Origin of the sequence: Pseudoalteromonas sp. PAST1, from assembly GCF_021532515.1 — a bacterium.
Classification (GTDB): Bacteria; Pseudomonadota; Gammaproteobacteria; order Enterobacterales; family Alteromonadaceae; genus Pseudoalteromonas; species Pseudoalteromonas simplex.
Genome location: NZ_JAKGBH010000097.1, coordinates 1 through 5421 on the forward strand (window position 1 = coordinate 1; position 5421 = coordinate 5421).

Annotated in this window: 3 protein-coding genes; 2 read left to right on the plus strand and 1 reads right to left on the minus strand. The window is 38.1% G+C overall.

Features of this window, described 5'->3' with window-relative positions:
* Window positions 1-902: 902 nt before the first annotated feature.
* Entirely contained in the window at window positions 903-1088 is a 186-nt protein-coding gene (locus tag L1272_RS22460; RefSeq protein ID WP_235374321.1) for a hypothetical protein, read from the minus strand.
* A gap of 220 nt (window positions 1089-1308) precedes the next feature.
* On the opposite strand from L1272_RS22460, the gene traN reads away from it, so the two are divergent.
* Together traN and L1272_RS22470 are read left to right on the plus strand one after the other, a co-directional pair.
* Window positions 1309-4455 (plus strand): conjugal transfer protein TraN, encoded by a 3147-nt coding sequence (traN, locus tag L1272_RS22465; RefSeq protein ID WP_235374322.1) that lies wholly within the window; start codon window positions 1309-1311, stop codon window positions 4453-4455.
* A gap of 70 nt (window positions 4456-4525) precedes the next feature.
* Window positions 4526-5305: a hypothetical protein gene (locus L1272_RS22470; protein ID WP_235374323.1), complete on the plus strand. Its 780-nt coding sequence runs from the start codon at window positions 4526-4528 to the stop codon at window positions 5303-5305.
* Window positions 5306-5421 lie beyond the last annotated feature (116 nt).

Below are 5421 nucleotides of genomic sequence, written 5' to 3' on the forward strand. Positions count from 1 at the left end.
AGGCAATCGTAAGACTAGCCGAGTCAAAAGCTCGACTAGCGGTGTCCAACGAAGCGTCAAAAAAGAAAGGTTAGTAGCTTAGGCTATTATCTTGGAAGCTCGATGCCTTTAGGCGCGAGTAGTTCACTAAATATAGGCTAAGTAAACAGCAAGCAATGCACATATTTGGATTTAAGAAAACAACATACCGCAAGTACACGAGCCCAAAATACGAAGAAGAGATAAGTAACAGTGTTTCAATTATTTGCGAGTGCCTTGATCACATGGGTAAAGGAAAAGCAAAGAGATACTTAGAACTAAAACTCTCAACACACCGAGATAAGTCAGTTAGAAAACTATTAACCTGACGTATAGTCTTGTTTACTCTTAGGGGGTGAACTATGTTTATAATAGCTCATATTGCGTTCGTTACCTTTGCATATTTAGGGATTCATTTGGGAAAATTTGTTTTTAGCAAAAAATTACTAGGTAATTGAGCGATACCCCCTAGATTTATCTAATTTTAATATTAAATTAAGCTTATATTTGTTTCGGTTTTTTTACCCCACCTATAAAAAGTTAATATTAAAAACATGGAGTTATTGAAACAACAGTGTGAAGTGAATCACTTATGGGCGCCACCTTAATGTCGAATAAGGGGAGCTCATAAAGTTTCGAAAAATTTTTAAGTATGGAAGTTTGACAATAATAAGCACAGCCTCTATATTTAAAGTGTATTTAATAAATTATTGAGCCAGCAAATTCCTAATTGATTATCAATACCCAAGCATACAAACTCACCTTCATCCCTAAGTTTGTATGCTTTTTTCTTTTGTATCCTAGTTTAGCCAGAATGACGCTGGATTTGCTTTTTGTGCTTCTATACTTTGCTGGTTTGGTATTCTATAACAGAGGTTTAGCTATTAGGTGACATTTTGTTCTTGTCGAGCATTTTCTATTGTTAAAGACTCCCTATATTCAGCAGTTTCTGCTGTCAGTTTCCAATGAACATCAAGTAAATCCTGCTGCTCAACTACTTGTCTAACCTCTGCTATAGAGGTTTTGAAAAACTCTTTTTTGGGATTTACTTTGTTTACTTGCTCTCTCAAATCTTCTGTGAAGTTATTTTTCTAGTGTAGGGGCATCCACACTATAGATCATGGTATGCATATCAAATGATAATGGAGCAAAGGCACCTCAGAGCCCTTTTACTCTATCAGGTGGCTTTAATTGAGCAAATTTTAATTAAAAATCTAATGAAAATTAGGATTTAGATGGAAATATAGATTTTAAAATATCTTCAAATAAATAGTCATGGCTCTATGTTTAATGAAGTGTTTTAAGAAAAAATTAACCGGATATACAATCATTGCAAGCATGGTTGGTCAAACCATTGCTGTATCAGTAATTGGGGTATGGGCTGGGTTACTATCGATTGCCACTCCATTTGAAACAGCTATTGCTGCACAGGAACGGTTTGACCAAATTCAGCAAAAATACAAAACTGATGATCCAACAAATAACCGCTCCGATGATCAACGTTTAAATCAAACGTTATTAAAATACCCACATCAAACAGTCATAAATCCAAATCGAGAAAATGAGATAATTCAAAAATACTACCTAACCCCACAGACATCTAGAACAGTTGATTTGTCTGCTTATGGTAATTATGGAGACAATGCACAGCAGCAGATTGAAGATAGCGTAAATGTTGCGAGAGACATGTCAAAGTCAGCTGTTGTTCCATCGACTAATGCTAGTGGAGGTTTAATTACAAATTATAGTAATGGAGGAGTTTCGCTTACAAAAGATGATAGTGGTAATTATGTTGGGACTATTGATGAATCAAAAGTTACTGAGCATGTTTCTAATCAAAACGAGTACACTAGCTCAGAGCTAAATCACTCTCAAACAACATTTGAGGCAGACAGTCACTATGGTAATGAGACAGAGTTTTATGCTTCAGGAACCACTAAAATAAACAGTTTGAAAACAGACACTGCTAGTGATGCAACTGTATACCAAACAATTCAATCAATTCAGAATGACAATAAACCCCCAGAAATAAACCCCAGAAGCAGTATTTTCAATTACGGATTTAATGAAGTGAATGATGCCCTTGACGGTACCGGATCATGGTTATCGTCATGTACAGATGAGTCAGTTGACATAACACGTGAATTTACATCAACACAATCAACAAATCATTTATGTATGCAACCCCTTGCAAGCAATAGCTTATATTGCGAAGTTGAAAGAGCTACACCAGTTGCTTATGACGTAATAGTGCAAATGGCGGGTAAGGGTAAGCAGTTTTTAACAGTAGAATTTGACCTAAAGAAGCAAACTGCTAAGACAATAGCCCCAACCGATTCAATTGCAACAGAGCTGAAATTTGAAGGTCCAAGTTTTGAAGATTTCTGCACAGTTAATAATACTAATATTAATAGGGTAAGCCTTGGTGCTTGGCCTAACACCACACTAGATGGAAGTATTGATGAAAGTACTTGGATTCGAGAGTTGCAAGCGCCAACATGTGCAAATGGTTTAAAAGGTATTGTCCAAGTTGAAGATAAAACTGATGATAGTGGTGATACAAAATGGATCTTGAACGCTCAAGTAAGATACAGGTTTACTGGTGAAGTAGGGGAAAACAAGCAGTATCCAGCTGGTTGCTATGATGCGATTGAAAGTGAGCTTAAGGAAAGCAATGGCTTAGCAGGGTTTAGTGACACAATTAGTGGTGGTACTGAAAGCCGGTTTGAAGGTTTTTGTAAATTTGATAGCTATACAAATATCGAGGTTGGTAGCGTTGGATTACCCCCAGAAATATTAGAAACAGTCCCTCCTTTTTATAATGGTGATACAGGAAATAAAACTTGGAGAGTTAACCTTGATGGATACAATTGTGATCCTACTAAAGGTGAAGATTACTGTATTGTAACTCGGAGAGCCACTGAGGAAGAAAAAGCAGCAGGGATAGGGGATGAATTCCAATGTTATTCCTGGGATGAGATAGAATCTCAACCAAACCACTGCACTACCTACCAAACTGATACGCAATGTCAAGAAATTGAGAGAACATGTGCTGAAGGGTGGCTTTGGGAGCGAGATGACGCCGATGATATTTGCTTCGCTTACACAATTGAGTATCAATGTGATGAGGAGGTTGTTTCGACTGTAACAAGCTCCGTAACACAGAATACCTGTGCGGCTACATTGCCTTGTGTTGGAGGGAATTGTGAAACATCAAATAGTGAAGTTAATGATCAATTCGCAGATGTTCTTGCTATGGCTACAGTAATACAACATATGGAAGATGGGATGAACTGTGAAGATCCTACAGACCCATCAACGTGCACTATTTTTAAAGGTGAAGGCAAATTTTGCTCTTGGGAGCCAAGTGGTTTAGGTAATGACTGTTGTGAGGCTCCTGATGGTGTTGATATTTATGAATATGCACAAGCTGCTTATGGCATGCTACAAGCAGATGCATTTGTAGCTGGACTAGATGGAACCAGTAATGCTGTAGTAGGCGGCTATCAGAGTCTGAGAGAACCTATTGCTAATGCAGCTACAACTGCTGGTGAAGCTGTTTCAAGCGCTTGGTCTTCAGTGTCTACAGTATTTACTGATGCGGCAAGTACTGCGGCAGGTAATGCAGTAGGGGAGGTGGTTGATGCATCTGGGGCCGCAATGGATATTTTCTCTAAGCAGGCTATGGAAAAACTACAACAAGCGGTTATGAAATATGTTTATGATTCGATTCCAGAGGAGTTAGCTCAGGCATTAATGACAGAGACTGTTAAGAATGGGGCATCAACAGTGGTGCTATCAGAAGGAGCAAGTCAAGCTGTAGCGGTAATTGGTTATGTATATGCTGCATACATGGTGTATCAATATATTAAACTAGCTTTAAATTTGCTCACTGCTTGCCACGAGTATGAAATGGATATGGGAATTAGGCTTGCTACGAAACAATGTATTCCCGTAGGAAAGAAATATTGTGCTGAAGATGCTTTGGGTGTCTGCTATCTACGTCGTCAAGATTATTGCTGTTATGACTCCATCCTATCTCGAATAATAATGGAACAAGCATCCCCAATGCTTGGCCATGACCTAGAAGAATATACAACAGAAGAAGTTGATGGTTCAAAATTAAGGAATTGTCCGGGGTTAACCCCTGAACAACTGTCTAACCTAGACTGGAATCAAATTGATTTAAGCGAATGGATTAACATAATGATCGAGTCTGGTATTGCTGATTTTGCTCAAGACCTTGATAAGCTAACTGGTTCTGGTCGACTACTTAATAATGAAGGTCGAGAAAACGCTGTTGATAGAACAACACAAAGAGCTGTTGACGCTGAGCTTGCTGAGAGAGCTATTGAAACAAGAAGTATCATAAATGCAGATGATATTGATTGTTCATATGTGCCGAGACCATTGGCATGCTACTTCCTTAATGATTAATGATTGTAAAGTTGCGCGATATAAATAATAAAGTACGATAGAGACACTTTCGGGACAAACGAGGAAATCTATGAAAAATATAACTAAAATATCCTTAGCTTCAGTCATGGCATTAACTTTATCAGCTTGTTCATCAACAAAAGAGCCAATTGTGTTTGATAGCTTTCAAGCAAATGAGAATGACTCATTTGCAAAAACAACAATGCGCTTAGCTGGCAGCAATAAGTTTATGGACAGTGCTGACGGAAAGTCAGGGACACGCAAAGTACCTGGCTCGAGTGTAATGGCTCTAGGTCAGCTGTTAATGTTAGATTTTACTGGAGCAGCCAGTACAGCCATTAATGATAGTATCATTGAAGACGAGCCTTTAGCTAAGAACGCCCAATTTATAGTTAAGGTTGAGAATGTAAGTCAATCAGCACTTGCAAATCCTGAAAGTATTATTGCTAGAGCTTCGAAAAAGCTTGATGAAATTGCTGCCAAGAAAGGGCTTGAAATAGAGTCAGAAAGGACAACAAGTACTCAGCGAATCATCAACTATAAAAACAAAAATCAATGTGAAAATTTGATTCTTGTTGTAAATAACTGCGGGCAATACATTGGGCTTGGTCGAGTTTCGTCATATGATCAAGAAAGTAAGTCTGCATATGTAATTTTTGAAGCAAATGGAAATTTTGTATCATTGCATTTAATGAGTGATTACATGGGGGATGATGTTTACTTGTATCACCCTAGAAAATTAGGATCAGGTAACTGGGATTACAGTTGGGCTATGTACGCTGGTTCTCATATAGTCATTCACAAAGGGAAAATACATAAATTTATTACTGGGCAAAATTTTGAACATTAGGCTTGCGCAATCTCACCCTTTCAAGGGCGAGTCAAGCAAGAGGTAACTAGTCTTTTTTCTGACTTAAAGCGCGTGAAGTTTTTACGGCTCTTTCACTTGGCGGTGTGTTTTGATTT